At 62.3% G+C, this 12687-nt stretch carries 14 protein-coding genes; 4 read left to right on the top strand and 10 right to left on the bottom strand.

What is annotated here, in order from left to right:
• Positions 1–5 precede the first annotated feature (5 nt).
• The 3 genes from imuA to ACO77H_RS12575 all read right to left on the bottom strand — a co-directional run bounded on the left by imuA (position 6) and on the right by ACO77H_RS12575 (position 2282).
• On the bottom strand, positions 6–617 hold the full coding sequence (gene imuA, locus ACO77H_RS12585) for a translesion DNA synthesis-associated protein ImuA (RefSeq protein WP_432755613.1): 612 nt from the start codon (positions 615–617) through the stop codon (positions 6–8).
• Positions 617–1234, bottom strand: a complete 618-nt coding sequence (lexA, locus tag ACO77H_RS12580; protein ID WP_169956955.1) for a transcriptional repressor LexA — start codon at positions 1232–1234, stop codon at positions 617–619. Before lexA ends, imuA begins: the two co-directional genes overlap by 1 nt.
• A gap of 79 nt (positions 1235–1313) precedes the next feature.
• Positions 1314–2282: a Gfo/Idh/MocA family protein gene (locus tag ACO77H_RS12575; RefSeq protein WP_170043207.1), complete on the bottom strand. Its 969-nt coding sequence runs from the start codon at positions 2280–2282 to the stop codon at positions 1314–1316.
• A 141-nt stretch (positions 2283–2423) separates the two neighbouring features.
• Between ACO77H_RS12575 and ACO77H_RS12570 the strand changes: the two genes are divergently transcribed.
• Positions 2424–2786 carry an NUDIX hydrolase gene (locus ACO77H_RS12570; protein ID WP_169956953.1) on the top strand — a complete coding sequence of 121 codons (363 nt, stop codon included), beginning with the start codon at positions 2424–2426 and terminating at the stop codon, positions 2784–2786.
• A gap of 3 nt (positions 2787–2789) precedes the next feature.
• Here the strand turns inward: ACO77H_RS12570 and ACO77H_RS12565 are convergent, their stop codons facing one another.
• Together ACO77H_RS12565 and ACO77H_RS12560 are read right to left on the bottom strand one after the other, a co-directional pair.
• Complete coding sequence (locus tag ACO77H_RS12565) at positions 2790–3038, bottom strand: DUF1652 domain-containing protein (protein ID WP_169956952.1); 249 nt, start codon at positions 3036–3038, stop codon at positions 2790–2792.
• A 462-nt stretch (positions 3039–3500) separates the two neighbouring features.
• Positions 3501–3830, bottom strand: coding sequence for a hypothetical protein (locus ACO77H_RS12560; RefSeq protein WP_169956951.1), 330 nt, complete (start codon positions 3828–3830; stop codon positions 3501–3503).
• Positions 3831–3998: 168 nt separating this feature from the next.
• On the opposite strand from ACO77H_RS12560, the gene ACO77H_RS12555 reads away from it, so the two are divergent.
• Positions 3999–4544 carry a hypothetical protein gene (locus ACO77H_RS12555; protein WP_169956950.1) on the top strand — a complete coding sequence of 182 codons (546 nt, stop codon included), beginning with the start codon at positions 3999–4001 and terminating at the stop codon, positions 4542–4544.
• Between the two features lie 57 nt (positions 4545–4601).
• Here the strand turns inward: ACO77H_RS12555 and ACO77H_RS12550 are convergent, their stop codons facing one another.
• The 5 genes from ACO77H_RS12550 to ACO77H_RS12530 form a co-directional block, all read right to left on the bottom strand.
• Positions 4602–5240 (bottom strand): hypothetical protein, encoded by a 639-nt coding sequence (locus ACO77H_RS12550; protein WP_169956949.1) that lies wholly within the window; start codon positions 5238–5240, stop codon positions 4602–4604.
• Between the two features lie 119 nt (positions 5241–5359).
• Positions 5360–7837: a TonB-dependent siderophore receptor gene (locus ACO77H_RS12545; protein ID WP_432755612.1), complete on the bottom strand. Its 2478-nt coding sequence runs from the start codon at positions 7835–7837 to the stop codon at positions 5360–5362.
• 102 nt (positions 7838–7939) lie between these two features.
• Entirely contained in the window at positions 7940–8884 is a 945-nt protein-coding gene (locus ACO77H_RS12540) for a FecR family protein (protein ID WP_432755611.1), read from the bottom strand.
• Positions 8884–9426, bottom strand: coding sequence for a sigma-70 family RNA polymerase sigma factor (locus tag ACO77H_RS12535; protein ID WP_169956975.1), 543 nt, complete (start codon positions 9424–9426; stop codon positions 8884–8886). The genes ACO77H_RS12540 and ACO77H_RS12535 overlap by 1 nt, the downstream gene beginning before the upstream one ends.
• 132 nt (positions 9427–9558) lie before the next feature.
• Positions 9559–11706 (bottom strand): TonB-dependent receptor family protein, encoded by a 2148-nt coding sequence (locus ACO77H_RS12530; RefSeq protein ID WP_432755610.1) that lies wholly within the window; start codon positions 11704–11706, stop codon positions 9559–9561.
• A gap of 171 nt (positions 11707–11877) precedes the next feature.
• Between ACO77H_RS12530 and ACO77H_RS12525 the strand changes: the two genes are divergently transcribed.
• Both ACO77H_RS12525 and ACO77H_RS12520 read left to right on the top strand, forming a co-directional pair.
• Positions 11878–12039 (top strand): hypothetical protein, encoded by a 162-nt coding sequence (locus ACO77H_RS12525; RefSeq protein WP_169956945.1) that lies wholly within the window; start codon positions 11878–11880, stop codon positions 12037–12039.
• A gap of 5 nt (positions 12040–12044) precedes the next feature.
• Complete coding sequence (locus ACO77H_RS12520; RefSeq protein WP_170043202.1) at positions 12045–12683, top strand: helix-turn-helix domain-containing protein; 639 nt, start codon at positions 12045–12047, stop codon at positions 12681–12683.
• The last annotated feature ends 4 nt before the right edge of the window (positions 12684–12687 follow it).

The following is a 12687-nucleotide window of genomic DNA, read 5'->3' as shown; positions in this document are numbered from 1 at the left end:
CAACCTCAGTGCCCGCTGGCCAGGGCAATGGGTGCGGGATGGGCCAGGCCACCGCGGCACTTGAGCACCCGCACCTGGCTCGGCTCGACGGCCAGGCGCAGGGCGGCCGGTGACGGGTTGATCGCCTCGCCCATGGCCCGCCAGGCAAACGCCAGGGTCTGGCCGGTCTCGGCGGCCACCTGCAAGCGGCGCAAGGCCCGGTCATCGGCCTTGCGTGGCCAGCACAGCACCGCGCCGCAACTGCCGGAGCGCAGGCACTGCTCGGCCGCCCACAAGGCATCGCGCTCATCGGCCTGGATCACCGAGAGCTGGCGCAGGTCCACCCCGGCGTTCTGCCAGGCGTGGGGGTATGGGGTATACGGCGGCGCCACCAGCACAATGCGCTCGCCGGCCGCCGACAGCCGCGCCAGGGTCGGCCAGACCAGTTGCAACTCGCCCACGCCCTGCTGGGCCACGAGGATTTCACTCAAGGCCGCCGCCGGCCAGCCACCGCTGGGCAACACCGCATCCAGGGCCACCAGCCCGGTGGGATACACACTGGCCGGCGGCGCGGCCGGCCGCCCCTTCCACACCCGCCCGCCATTGAACAGCGAGTCCAGTGCAACCACGGCGCCCATCACCCTTGCCTCACCAGGCCACAGAACACGCCTTCGATGGCCAGGTCCTGGTCGGCACGGACCACGATAGGTTGATAGGCCGGGTTGCGCGGCAACAGGCGCACGCTGTGGCCCATCCGCTCGAAGCGCTTGATGGTGACCTCGCCGTCCAGGCGCGCGACCACGATCTGCCCGTTCAGCGCCTCGGCACTGCGGCGCACGCCCACCAGGTCGCCATCGAGGATGCCGTCTTCGATCATCGAGTCACCCTGGACCCGCAGCAGATAATCCGGGACCCGGGCAAAGGTCGCCGGGTCCAGCATCAGCCGCGCATGCACTTCGGCGTCGGCGCCGATGGGCAGGCCGGCGGCCACGCGGCCCAGCACCGGGACCTCCAGCCATTGCGGGCGTGCCGGTTGATTGAGCAGGCGAATACCCCGGGCCTGGTTCGGGTTGACCTCGATAAACCCGGCCTCGGTCAGCGCCAGCACGTGTTTGCGCGCCACACTGCGCGAAGCAAAACCGAAGGCCTCGGCGATCTCGGCGAGGCTGGGGGACTGACCTTGCTGCGCGATACGTTCGCGGATGAAGTTCAGGATGGCGGAGCGGCGGGGAGTGAGAGTCGTCATGGAGTACATTTGTACTCCTGTGGGAAATTTCTGACAATAGCCGCCAGTCAGACAAACACCTTGGCGGCTCCGACAAGGGTGGGCGGGGTCAGGGCTTGCGCTGCAACACCCGATCCATGATGCGGTCGGTCTTCAAGGCCTCGATCGCCAGTGCCGGGTGTACGCTCTCGCCACGGATATGCGCGTTCATGCCCAGCACGTGATGCCACTGGATATGGGGGTGATGGGCAATATGCAGGGTCTGGCTGACCTCGGCCTCAAGGTGCAACGGCTGCTCGTCGAACACTGCAAAGCTGATCCGCCCTGTGCTACCGATCAACTCGACCCGGTCTTCACGCCGGTCCGCCACAAAGTTCCAGCAGCCCATCCCCAGCGCGCCCGAGCTGAAGCTCCAGCAGGCGGTGACCGCATCTTCCGCCGCATAGCGCCCGGCCTGGCGCGCGGTATACCCCGTGACCTCGACGATATCCCCCGCCAGGTACTGGAACAGGTCGAAACCATGGCTGGCGAGGTCGGCAAAATAACCACCGCCGGCAATCGCCGGGTCGGTGCGCCAGTTGCTGGCGTTGGTGTCCGTGGGCGATGGCGGCTTGCACAACGTCCAGCTCAGGTGCCGCAACTCACCGATGCGCCCTTCTTGCAGCCAGGCACGGACCTGCTGGAAGCGCGGCAGGGAACGGCGGTAATAGGAAACAAACAGATGCAGCCCGGCCCGCTCGAAGGTGCGCTGCATCAACGCGCTCTGCTCGGCATTCAGCGACATCGGTTTTTCTACACAGCAATGCTTGCCCGCCGCCGCCACCAACAGGCTGTACTCCAGGTGGCTGTCGGGTGGCGTGGCGATGTACACCGCATCCACTTCGGGATCATCGATCAGCGCCTGGGCATCCGTGTAAAAGCGGGCAATCCCGTGGCGTGCCGCATAATCGCGCACCGCTTCCTCGCGACGCCCCATCACGGCCACCAGGGCCGAGCCTGGCGCTTTGTAGAAAGCGGGTCCACTCTTGAGTTCAGTAACACTGCCACAACCGATCATGCCCCAGCGGATGGTGCTCATCAGACTTTCCTTCAGCGGTATTTTTTCAGTCGGGCAGTATCGGCGTTTTCCTGCGTGGTCTCCAGCCTCCCCCTATAAAGACCTAGCATGACAATTGCATTACACTTTTATGACAATCATCCAGCTGCGGGGGCACAGACGATGAAAATACGCGCAACGGTGATTTGCGAACACGAGGGGCACATTCTGTTCGTGCGCAAGGCCAGGTCGAAATGGGCATTGCCCGGGGGCAAGGTCGAGCGCGATGAGCGCCCGGTCGGCGCGGCCGAGCGGGAGTTGCAGGAGGAAACCGGGCTGAACGTGGATGGGTTGCTGTATCTACAGGAATTGAAAGCCAGTGACACGCTGCATCACGTGTTTGAAGCCTCGGTGGTGAACATCGACCAGGCCCGGCCCTGCAATGAAATCATCGATTGCCAGTGGCATGCCTACAGTGCGTTGGAGCAACTGGACGCCACCGACGCCACCAAGCGCATTGTGCGCTCGTTTCTGCGCCGGCTCTGACGCCTAGCCGAATGCCGCAAACCCACGGCGCCCGGCCTTGAGCTCGGTGCGCAGCTCGCCGATCAGGTTGGAGATGGCACGGATGCTATCCAGGCCCTGGGGCGACACGCCGGTCAACAGCAGGTCGACGCGACCGGACTCCGGTTCAAAGACACGGATGGTCAAGAAACCCTGGGGGTTGACGCTACAGTCGCACGCCAGCGGGACGAAACCGGACGCCATGATGCGGCTCAACTCAACGATCGGAATCATCCTGGGCACCCTTGCTCGCACATGACGCGATGGACGTGATCCATGCAGGGTAGATCAGGTTGTGCAACGCGTGTAGGCAATCCTACGAAAGTGTTAGCTACCCCACACTTTTCCCCGAAAGCGCCGGCGCAATGACGCCAGAAAAACCACGGACACTTATCTGCCAAGCAGGTATGAAGGTCAAATCCCGGGCAAAAAAAATCCCAAGTAGCTGATGGAAACTTGGGATTTAAAAATGCATAAACCGTGGGAGGTGAACGCCCGGTCATAATAACCACCGAGACAACCTGTAACAAGTTTATTATTAGCCTTTCGTCGGATTGAAACAGCGCTAAGTCATTCAATAACCACACATTTTTCATGGTTCGCGATATCTTTAGTGCCACTTTTTGGTGCAACTTCCAAACTTGCCGGGTTAAAACCCTAATAACTATCAGGTTAATAAACCAGTCTGCAGCGTGTCTATCTACGCGCCAGTTTGTAGCGCACGCACTCTTCATAAAAACTCGAACGCACCGCCGTCGGCTTGAGCCGCGAGGGGCTGTCATAAGTCTGCTCGGTGATGCCCATGGCCATCATGCGCATCCACGACTTGTCGAACTTGTACCGCTGAATCTTCTGCCGCGCCGCATACAACGAAACGCCAGCCAACTTCAGCTCCTGGGCCCTGGCCGCCGTACCCGCCCCCCAACTGCACATGTACCGATCCCCTTCACGCAGCGCCTTGCCCTGGGCTGCCGCCGCCCCGCTCGCCAGGGCCAAGGCAATCAGCGTGATTTTTACGTTGCGCATTGGCATCCACCTAACCAACTGAAAATAAAAGTGATTTTGGCGAAACATGCAGCAGATGGGGGCCAGCAAAATGCCTTCTTGGCGATCTCCCCTTCCCGCGCGGGTTGCCGCCCTACCAGCGGCTGACCATAATCGCGCCCCCCTACCCCCCTCACGCAAGGAAATGCCGTGAAGAAGTTTCTTATGTTGGCCCCACTGGTCTTACTGCTGCTGCAAGGTTGCGGCGTGACCATGACGCAATACGAGCCCAATTTCGACAACGTCCAGCGCCTCAAGCAGACGCCAGCGCTGCAACCCATCAGCCAGGCCAAGGTTACTGCCGCCTCGGGCCAGGGTTCGTTGATGGTCCGGGCCAATCCGATCAGCTCGCCCACCGGCAGTATCCCGGCCCATGTGCAGGCGGCGCTTACCCAGGAACTGTCCCTGGCCGGCCTGCTGAATCAAAGCGCGCCGCGGCGCCTTGACGTACTGCTGGTGAAGAACGAGCTGACAGCTGGCGTGGGTTCCGGCCACGGCACACTGGCCGCGCGCTTTACCTTGCTCAAGGATGACGCCGTGGTGTACGACGCCACCAAGGAAGTGACCAGCGTATGGTCCAGTTCATTCTTCGGCCCCATTGCGATTCCGAATGCGGCGAATGCCTATAACCCGCTGGTGCGTGACTTGCTCAAGGCCTTGTACAGCGACCCGCTGTTCATTCAGGCACTGAAGTAAAAACCCGGGTAAAAAAAAGGGAGCCGGTCAGCCGGCTCCCTTTTTTTGCGGCCAAAATCAGGCCCGCGGCACACCGGCATCCAGTGCCGAGTACTTCAGGTTATTGCTCTCGACCATCTGTTTGAGCAGCGCATTGACCTGGCGCGTGAAGGTATCGGTCACCGCTTCTTTTGGCGTGTAGGCCATCATCGGGATAAACCAGATACCCAACCAGGTGTTGATCGCATCGTGGTTGCTGCCTTTGCTCAGCGCCTGGCCCTGTGGGTCCAGGGCCTCCAGGCTCATGGTGTACTGGTCGGTACCCAGCGCCGGGATAATGGTGAAGGTGAAGCCGCTGATAAACGCCAATGCCATCTGACCGCCACCTGGCGGATGGTTGTAGACCTTCAGGCGCAGGCTGTAGTCGCCCGGCTGCTTCTGGAACTCATCCAGGGTCACGCGGCCGAACAGGCCGGAATCGGTGAGGATCTTTTGCAGTTGCGGACGCAGCATGTCCCGCGCCTGGGGGACTTCGGCAGCGGCAGCGTTGGTCGGTTCGCCCTGATAGAAATCAAAGTCGACATAGACGTTCGGCTTGTTGGCGAAGCTCGCCTTCGATGGCAGGGTGACTGGCGCGACTTCGTCCTTGGTGAAGCTGGCGCAGCCACTCACTGCCAACATCATCAGGGCCAACCCCAGCATTTTTCCAATGTGCATTACGACTTCCTTAGTTGATGGAGCGTCTCCATGGCCGGAGGTGCTGGGGGCGGATAATAGAGAGTCAACGGCCCGGGTAAAAGGCCGCTGTAGGAAAAATCTTCACTCGTTATCGGCATTTACCATTGATACGTCGCACTGGCCTGCACCGTGCGTTGCGAGCCGTACCAGCACCACGAGTACGAATAGCAGGACGCAACGTACTCTTTGTCCGCCAGGTTGGTGGCGTTCAGCGCCAGGCGCAGGTTGTCGCCCAGGGTGTTGATGTGCGGGATGTCGTAGTGCACCGACGCATCGAACAAGGTGTAGCCGGGAACCTTCAAGGTGTTGGCCGTATCGCCCCAGGACGAGCCGACATAACGCGCACCCGCGCCGACGCCGAAGCCCTTGAGGTTGCCGTCATGCAGGGTGTAGTCGGCCCACACCGAAGCGGTGTGACGCGGCACAGCGTAGGTGGTGGTGCCCTGGGTCGGCACGGCCGGGCCTACGCCGATGTCGGTGATCGGCGCGTAGCGCACGGTGCTGTTGGATTTGCTGATGCGGTTATCGAGGTAGGCATAGGCCGCCGTGATATCCAGGTTGTCGTTGAGGCTGGCCTTGCCTTCGAGTTCAAAGCCACGGGAGCGCACTTCACCGTCCTGGACCTGGCAGCGACCGTTGCCACACAGGTGGGTGGGATCCGGGTCCATGGTCGGCACGTTGTTCTGGCGCAGGTCAAAGATGGCGGCGGTGATAAAGCTGTTGCTGCCTGGCGGCTGGTACTTGATGCCGATTTCGTACTGCTTGCCTTCGGTGGGCTTGAACACCGAACCGCCGTAGCCGGTACCGGTTTGCGGCGAGAAGGATTCGGAATAGCTGGCGTAAGGCGCCAGGCCGTTATCAAAGAGGTAAACCACGCCCAGGCGGCCGGTGAAGGCTTTGCTGTCCAGGGAGGATTTGGTTTTCTTGCCGTCGGTCAAGCTCAACGAGCTGTTATCCGTGCTGGCCCAGTCATAACGACCGCCCATCAACAGTACCCATTTATCCCACTTCGCCTGCTCCTGCAGGTACACACCGGTCTGCTCGCTACGCTGGGTCGCGTCGCTGGAAAATGCCGGGGTGGTCACCGGCGCACCGTACACCGGGTCGAAAATATCCAGGTCCGGTCCCTTGCCGTAACCGGCCTTGGTATCGACGCTGGTGTTCTGGTAATCAAGCCCCATCAACAGCGTGTGCTGCACCGGGCCGGTGTCGAACTTGCCCTGCAACTGGTTATCCAGGTTGTAGGCGTCCATGTCGACATCGGTGGCGATGGTCGAGCGGTTCAAGGTGCGGTAATCGGCCTGCAGGTTGCTGCTGTAGATACTGCGGTAGATCCCTTCGCTGCGCATATAGCGGGCGTTCTGGCGCACGGTCCAGACGTCGTCGAGGTGATGCTCGAAGGCATAGCCGATGGAGTAATGCTCGCGGTCACTCTTCTCGAAGTTTTTCTCGCCATCGTAGAAATCGACATCGATCTTGCGCCCCAGCGGGCTGTGCAACACCGAGCCCCACGCCGGCATCGAGCCGTAGGAAGCCCCCTTGGGATCCTTCTGAAAATGCCCCAGCAGGGTCAGCGACGTGTCCTCGTTCGGGCGCCAGGTGAAGGCCGAGGACAGCGATTGACGACGGGTCTCGGTATGCTCCACCTGCCCGTCGGCATCGTCGAACAATCCGGCGACGCGGTAGGAATACACCCCTTGCTCATCCAGCGGGCCGCTGAGATCGAAGGTGGTGCGCTTTTTGTCGAAGGTGCCGTACTCCACGCCGACTTCATGGAACGGCGTATCCAACGGGCGCTTGGTGACCATATTGATCACGCCACTGGGGCTGCCCTGGCCGTACAACACCGAGGCTGGGCCGCGCAGGACCTCCACGCGTTCAAGGTCGAAGGCATCCTTTTGCGGCGAGGCATCGCGGCTCGATGCCACGCGCAGGCCGTCGAGGTAAGTCACCGGCGAGAAGCCGCGAATGGTCAACTGGTCCAGGCGCGAGGCGGTGGCGCCACGGGTTTCCGGAACAACCGCGGCGCTGTAGCGCAGGATCTGGTTGAGGCTCTCGGCATTCTGCGCACGCATCTGGTCTTTGGTGACCACCGAGATCGATTGCGGGGTCTCGATCAGCGCGGTGTCGGTCTTGGTGCCCGACAGGCTGCGCGTGGCCACATAACCGGACACCGGGCCGACGGGGCTTTCACTTTGAGCAGCGCCGCTGATGGTGGTGGCCTGCAATTCCACCGAGCCATCCGCCTGGGGAATCGGCTCGATGCGATAGCGCTGGGCAGACAGCGCCTGGGCACGCAAACCGCTGCCCGCCAGCAACTGGGCGAGTGCCGCGTCGCTGCTCAAATGCCCGTTCAAACCGCTGCTGCGCTTGCCACGGGTCAAGACCGGATCAAAGGCCAGGACCAGCCCGGCCTGTTCGGCAAAGCCGTTGAGGGCCTGGCTCAGGTCACCGGCAGGGATCGAGAAATGGCTGCTTTCATCAGCCCATGCGGTGTGAATGGTCAGGGGCACAGCGGCAAAAGCCATCGCCACTGACAGCGCCAGCGGGTGCAACGGACGAGCAAAGCGTGACATGAGAGGTCCTGGAAAAGAGGGTTCTATATTCCATGACGGCCATGTCGGGAAATCGGGTATGAATGAGACCGGTTTTTATTTGAACGGGCGTCTTCAGGCAGATCAGAGGGGCTTGATCACCACCAGCAGGTCGGTGAAATACTCCACCTTGATCGGCAGGTTATCCGCCAGGGTCGCCAGCGCCGCGTCGCTGTCATCGAGCTTGAACACCCCCGACACACGCATCCCGTGCAACGCCTGGGCATCAAACCGCACCACCCCATGGCGATAACTGGCCAGGGTTTGCAGGACTTCGCTCAACGGCCGGTCATCCACCGTGAGCAAGCCCCGGGTCCAGGCCGCCGGGTCGCCGCTGCCGACCGCTTGCGCTGGCTGGGCGTGCCCCTGCCTGAGAATCGCGCGCTGGCCTGCCGTCAACTTCACGACCTCGCTGTCAGTGCCTTTGGCGGCCACCGTTGACTCGATCACCGTGACCACGGTCGAGCCATCCAGCGCACGCTGCACCAGGAAACGCGTGCCCAACGCGGTCGCCGTGCCCTGATCGGTGCGCACCACGAACGGCCGTTGCGCATCCTTGGCCACCTCGACCCACATCTCGCCCTTGAGCAATTCGATCACACGCTGTTGGCCGTCGAACTTCACGTCCAACGCCGAGTTGCTGTTGAGCTGCACCTGGCTGCCATCGGCCAAGACCACCTGACTGCGCTCGCCGACGCCGGTGCGTTGGTCGGCCATCCACAGCGGCAGATGCTCGACGCTCGCCCAGCCGGCCACCAACACGCCCAACAACGCCAGGGCTTGCCCGCCGCGCACGGCGTACCCGGCTTTGCGTGGGATGAAGGCTTGATTCAACGCCAGGCGTGCAGGTTCCGCAGGCAGTTCATCGAGGCTGCCCCACAACGCCCCCATGCGCTCGAAGGCCACCCGGTGGCGCGGATCGGCCGCACACCAGGCTTCAAATGCCTGGCGGTCGGCGGCGCTGACGTCCTCGTCATTGAGCAACGCCAGCCAGCGCGCCGCTTCACTGACAATCTGTTCGGCGGGCATCAGAGCGGGTCCGCGCCATAAAGGGTCTGGTAGCAATGCACCAGCGCGCTGGAGATGTAGTTTTTCACCGTGCTGGACGAGACCTGGAGCTGGGCCGCGATTTCACTGTAGGTCAGCCCATCCAGGCGACTGAGCAGGAACGCCTCGCGGGCCTTGTCCGGCAGGCCGGCGAGCATCAGCGCAATGCGTTCCAGGGCCTGCAACGCCACGTGAATGGTCGCAGGGTCAGGCATGCCGGCGTCTTCGTACTGGATGGCCAGGGCTTGCATATAGGCTTTCTCGATCTTGCGCCGCCGCGCACCGTCAATCAGCAAGCGCCCGGCAGTGGTCGCGAGAAATGCCCGAGGCTCCTGAATGTTGTGGGGCTCGGCCAGCAGCAACACCCGCACGAATGCATCCTGGGCCAGGTCCGCCGCATGCTGCGAACAGCCGAGCTTCTTGCGCAGCCACCCCTGGAGCCAGGAATGGTGGTCGCTGTAGAGCGCGGTGAGTGTCTGCTGGCGGCGGGCTGTATCACAATCGGCCACGGGAAAGTCATGCATGCGCAAAAATTTCTCAAACAAGAAAGATTACCAATCGCGCAAACGATGACAGTAAAACGATGGCAGAGCAAGGGCCCAACGATGGCGCCTGGGTATCGGCGTAGGCACCGGCTTGCCGGCGCCTGCAAGGGTTTAGCGCAAGCTCCAGGAAACGCCGGCGTACACGCCCATGCCGTCACCCGGCGTCGAGCGCGCCATATCGCTGCCATGATCGTCATAACCCGGGGTCACGGTATTGGCGTAGCGCTGGTTGGTCAGGTTGCGCAGGTCGACCCAGGCTTGCCAGTCCTGTTTCGGTGCGTCGTAGCCGAGGGTGGCGCCCAACAAGCCATAGGCCGACGCGTAGTAGGAGTTGGCATAGTCCACCGCCACCCGCGAGGAATACTCGCCATTGAGGCTGCTGAAAAAGCCGCTGGGATGGCTGTAGCGCAACTGCGCCTGGTAATAGTGCTTGGGGATACCGGGCAATGTGTTGTCGCCAAAGCGCGGGTCGTCGCGGTAGTGGAAGTTACTGAAGGTGTAGGCCTGGCGCAGGGCCAGGCGACCGGTATTGCCACCGTCCCACAGCGCGCTGGTGAGGCTCAGTTCCAGGCCTTGGTGAAGGGTCGGGCTGGCGTTGGATTCGGCGACCACCTGCGACAAGTTAGGCGTAGCCGCCTGGGTTTCGACGCTCAGCAGTTCATGGCGCACCAGCGAGTGGTACAACGCCAGGTCCCATTGGCCGAACCACGCTTCGCCGCGCCCGCCCACTTCCAGGGTGGTGGCCGTCTGGTTTTGCAGCTTCACGCCTTCGCGGGTCAAGCCGGCCTCCGGCCTACCCGAGTCTTTGGCAAAGAACTTGTTGGAACCCCAGATCATCGACCAGGCATGCGGCGGCTCCACCGAGCGGCTCAGGTTGCCATACACCTGCAACTGCGGGTTGAAGTCATAGCGCAGGCCCACGCGCGGGGCATAGTCCCAGTCATGAGTGCTCAAGGGGGCATGGGTGTCGGGATAGGTGACTTCGGTTTCGCGACGGGTATAGATCGCCGCCAGGCCGGTGGTCAGCCACAGGTCGGGCAGCAGCTCCAGGTCGTTGCTCACGTGCAGCACGGTATCCGACCCCAGGTAACTGTAGTCACGGGTCTTGGTCCCCGGGGCGAAACCGGCGGTGGCACCGGCAGGCACCCGCACGTACTCCGACACACCGTTATTGGGCAGGCCCTGGGTGGTGCGCAGGCCGACTGTGGTCTTGCTGTCGCGACCCAGCAGCGTGTCCTGGCGGATGTAGTTCAAGGTGCCGCTGATATCGGTATACGCCACCTTGAGCCGGTTGGTGCCTTCGCGCAGGTCCATGGGGTAGTCGTGATACACCAGCCCCGCTTCGACGCGGGAGTTATCGTCCAATTGCAGCGTGGTCTTGTTGGCGATCCAGGTAGAGCCCGGCTGCAAGCGCTTGGAGTCGCGTGCCAGGTTGAGGGCGTTGGCTGCGCGCGGGCTGTGCTCGATCTGCTGGCGCGTGAGTTTGCCGGGGCTGTCGTTGGCGGTTTCGCGGTAACGGAAATAGAAGCGGGTTTCCAGGTCTGGGTTGAACCGGTAGCCGAAGTTGGCCGCCACGCCTTTGCCGCTGCCGGCGCTTTGTTGCTGGAAGCCATCGTAGTCAGTGTCGGTCAGGCTGATGTAATAGTCGGCATCGCCCAGCACTTGCCCGGAACTGATTTCCCGCTGGGCGTACCCATGGCTGCCGGCCTCGTAGCGCACGCGCAACTTGGGCGCATCGTAGCCGGTGTGGGTGACATAGTTGACCGCCCCGCCCAGGGCCAGTGCGCCGCGATCAAACCCGTTGGCGCCGCGCAGCACTTCGACCCGGCTGAGCCACAGCGGGTCCTTGAGCTCATAAGGCGTTCCGCCGGGGCCGGTCAGTGGCAGCCCGTCGATGGTTTCATACAGGCCGGATGCATGGCTGCCGGGGCCACGGTTGATGCCCGAGCCACGAATGGAGATTTTCACCCCTTCGTTATTCGCCGCCTTGGCGTAGATGCCAGCCTGGTACTTGAACACATCTTCATTGCTGCTCACCCGCCCCTGCTCGACGCTGGCCATGTCGACGTAATTGGTAGCGCCGGGCACCTGCTGGAGTTGCGCCTGGGCCGCTTCGCCTTCGCTCAGTTCGGTGCTGGTGACTTGCAGCGGCGACAACTGCAGCGCCTCCTGGGCCTGGGCCAGATGGGTGAATGTCAGGGCAACGCCAAAACCGAGCCAACGAGGAGGGAGAAACAGCAAAGGTTGTGGCAGGCGCATGGGGCCGAATCCTGGGAAAGTTCAAGCGTTGGAAGAACATCGGATACGGCAGGTCACGTCTGTTTTTAAGTCCAAAATAGAATTAATAAATGCAAACTCAGTATTTAAGGAAATAAGCTGCGCGCAGTAATGTGGAGCAACCGAGTCACCACCGTCACCCGAGACTGCGCCATGTCGATATCCGCCAACGTCATTGATTTCACCCTCCACCGCAAACGCCGCCAGGCTCGTGCAGCGGCCCAGTTGATGTGGGCAATGTACGCCGCGCGCGCCGGGTTGTCGGTATTCACGTTGCAGGCCAGTAACGCGCCCAGCGACACACGCCGGGCGTAACGCCGATGAGTTTTCTCCAGGCCCTTCCCGACGTGCTGCCCCCCATCGCTCAACCCAAGGATTGCGCCAGCCGCGACGACGATGCCATCGGCCAGTGCGTCGCGCACAACCTGCATCGCCTGCGCAGTAAACGCTACCTGTCCCTGGATGCCCTGGCCCGAGCCTGTGGCGTCAGCCGGGCGATGCTCGCGCAGATCGAGTCCGGGCGCAGCGTACCGTCGATCAAGGTGCTGTGCAAAATCGCCAAGGGCCTGAAAGTGTCGGTGGCGGCGTTCCTGGAAAACCGCTCGTTCGAAGGAGTTGAATTACTGCCCGCCCACCAAAGCAAACGCCTGGTGAGCGCCGACGGCACATTCGTCAGCCGGGCATTGTTCCCCGACGACATGTCGCGCCAGTCCGAATTCTATGAGGTACGCCTGAGCGCACGCGGTGAAGAGGTGTGCGAAGGCCGCCGGCCTGGGATCCAGGCAAACCTGGTGGTGGCCCAGGGCGTGCTGGAGATCAGCGTCAACGAGGAACGATACTTGCTGTCCACCGGCGACTCGATCCTGTTCTATGCCGACCAGCCCCACCGCTATCGCAACCCGGCAGACAGCGATGCGCTGGCGTTCCTGGTCATCCTCCACCCCGAACGCCTGGACTGAACGC

The sequence above is a fragment of the Pseudomonas sp. WMBT8 genome, assembly GCF_050916005.1.
GTDB lineage: Bacteria > Pseudomonadota > Gammaproteobacteria > Pseudomonadales > Pseudomonadaceae > Aquipseudomonas.
This window is presented reverse-complemented; position numbering and strand designations above follow the sequence as displayed.

Coding starts and splice junctions, on each gene's coding strand:
- imuA (WP_432755613.1), bottom strand. CDS start 617: ATGGGCGCCGTGGTTGCACTGGACTCGCTGTTCAATGGCGGGCGGGTG.
- lexA (WP_169956955.1), bottom strand. CDS start 1,234: ATGTACTCCATGACGACTCTCACTCCCCGCCGCTCCGCCATCCTGAAC.
- ACO77H_RS12575 (WP_170043207.1), bottom strand. CDS start 2,282: ATGAGCACCATCCGCTGGGGCATGATCGGTTGTGGCAGTGTTACTGAA.
- ACO77H_RS12570 (WP_169956953.1), top strand. CDS start 2,424: ATGAAAATACGCGCAACGGTGATTTGCGAACACGAGGGGCACATTCTG.
- ACO77H_RS12565 (WP_169956952.1), bottom strand. CDS start 3,038: ATGATTCCGATCGTTGAGTTGAGCCGCATCATGGCGTCCGGTTTCGTC.
- ACO77H_RS12560 (WP_169956951.1), bottom strand. CDS start 3,830: ATGCGCAACGTAAAAATCACGCTGATTGCCTTGGCCCTGGCGAGCGGG.
- ACO77H_RS12550 (WP_169956949.1), bottom strand. CDS start 5,240: ATGCACATTGGAAAAATGCTGGGGTTGGCCCTGATGATGTTGGCAGTG.
- ACO77H_RS12545 (WP_432755612.1), bottom strand. CDS start 7,837: ATGTCACGCTTTGCTCGTCCGTTGCACCCGCTGGCGCTGTCAGTGGCG.
- ACO77H_RS12540 (WP_432755611.1), bottom strand. CDS start 8,884: ATGCCCGCCGAACAGATTGTCAGTGAAGCGGCGCGCTGGCTGGCGTTG.
- ACO77H_RS12535 (WP_169956975.1), bottom strand. CDS start 9,426: ATGCATGACTTTCCCGTGGCCGATTGTGATACAGCCCGCCGCCAGCAG.
- ACO77H_RS12530 (WP_432755610.1), bottom strand. CDS start 11,706: ATGCGCCTGCCACAACCTTTGCTGTTTCTCCCTCCTCGTTGGCTCGGT.
- ACO77H_RS12525 (WP_169956945.1), top strand. CDS start 11,878: ATGTCGATATCCGCCAACGTCATTGATTTCACCCTCCACCGCAAACGC.
- ACO77H_RS12520 (WP_170043202.1), top strand. CDS start 12,045: ATGAGTTTTCTCCAGGCCCTTCCCGACGTGCTGCCCCCCATCGCTCAA.